Raw genomic sequence first — 1658 nt, forward strand, 5'->3', positions numbered from 1 at the left:
TGATATTCCACCCGTGAGCACCCGCCGCAGAACAATCGYCTGCGCAACGGGCGTTACTCCTGACAACCCCACCACACCCGCATACACGGGGCAGGGTGGTTGTAGGTGCTCCTTAGAAAGGAGGTGATCCAGCCGCACCTTCCGGTACGGCTACCTTGTTACGACTTAGTCCCAATCGCCAGTCCCACCTTCGACAGCTCCCTCCCACAAGGGGTTAGGCCACCGGCTTCGGGTGTTACCAACTTTCGTGACTTGACGGGCGGTGTGTACAAGGCCCGGGAACGTATTCACCGCAGCGTTGCTGATCTGCGATTACTAGCGACTCCGACTTCATGGGGTCGAGTTGCAGACCCCAATCCGAACTGAGACCGGCTTTTTGGGATTAGCTCCACCTCACAGTATCGCAACCCTTTGTACCGGCCATTGTAGCATGCGTGAAGCCCAAGACATAAGGGGCATGATGATTTGACGTCGTCCCCACCTTCCTCCGAGTTGACCCCGGCAGTCTCCCATGAGTCCCCGCCATTACGCGCTGGCAACATGGAACGAGGGTTGCGCTCGTTGCGGGACTTAACCCAACATCTCACGACACGAGCTGACGACAACCATGCACCACCTGTGAACCGGCCCCAAAGGGGAAGGACTGTTTCCAGCCCGGTCCGGCCCATGTCAAGCCTTGGTAAGGTTCTTCGCGTTGCATCGAATTAATCCGCATGCTCCGCCGCTTGTGCGGGCCCCCGTCAATTCCTTTGAGTTTTAGCCTTGCGGCCGTACTCCCCAGGCGGGGCACTTAATGCGTTAGCTACGGCGCGGAAAACGTGGAATGTCCCCCACACCTAGTGCCCAACGTTTACGGCATGGACTACCAGGGTATCTAATCCTGTTCGCTCCCCATGCTTTCGCTCCTCAGCGTCAGTTAATGCCCAGAGACCTGCCTTCGCCATCGGTGTTCCTCCTGATATCTGCGCATTTCACCGCTACACCAGGAATTCCAGTCTCCCCTACATCACTCTAGTCTGCCCGTACCCACCGCAGATCCGGAGTTGAGCCCCGGACTTTCACGGCAGACGCGACAAACCGCCTACGAGCTCTTTACGCCCAATAATTCCGGATAACGCTTGCGCCCTACGTATTACCGCGGCTGCTGGCACGTAGTTAGCCGGCGCTTCTTCTGCAGGTACCGTCACTTTCGCTTCTTCCCTACTGAAAGAGGTTTACAACCCGAAGGCCGTCATCCCTCACGCGGCGTCGCTGCATCAGGCTTGCGCCCATTGTGCAATATTCCCCACTGCTGCCTCCCGTAGGAGTCTGGGCCGTGTCTCAGTCCCAGTGTGGCCGGTCACCCTCTCAGGCCGGCTACCCGTCGTCGCCTTGGTGAGCCATTACCTCACCAACAAGCTGATAGGCCGCGAGTCCATCCAAAACCACAAAAAAGCTTTCCACCCCCCACCATGCGATGAGGAGTCATATCCGGTATTAGACCCAGTTTCCCAGGCTTATCCCAGAGTTAAGGGCAGGTTACTCACGTGTTACTCACCCGTTCGCCACTAATCCCCGGTGCAAGCACCGGATCATCGTTCGACTTGCATGTGTTAAGCACGCCGCCAGCGTTCATCCTGAGCCAGGATCAAACTCTCCGTTGAAGTAAAACAGACACA

1 rRNA gene is annotated in these 1658 nt (G+C 57.3%); it reads right to left on the reverse strand.

What is annotated here, in order from left to right:
• Positions 1-116: 116 nt before the first annotated feature.
• Positions 117-1643: ribosomal RNA gene (locus tag AC1DDO_RS22985) — 16S ribosomal RNA — on the reverse strand.
• Positions 1644-1658: the final 15 nt, after the last annotated feature.

The sequence above is a fragment of the Arthrobacter sp. 10N43 genome (genome assembly GCF_056394525.1).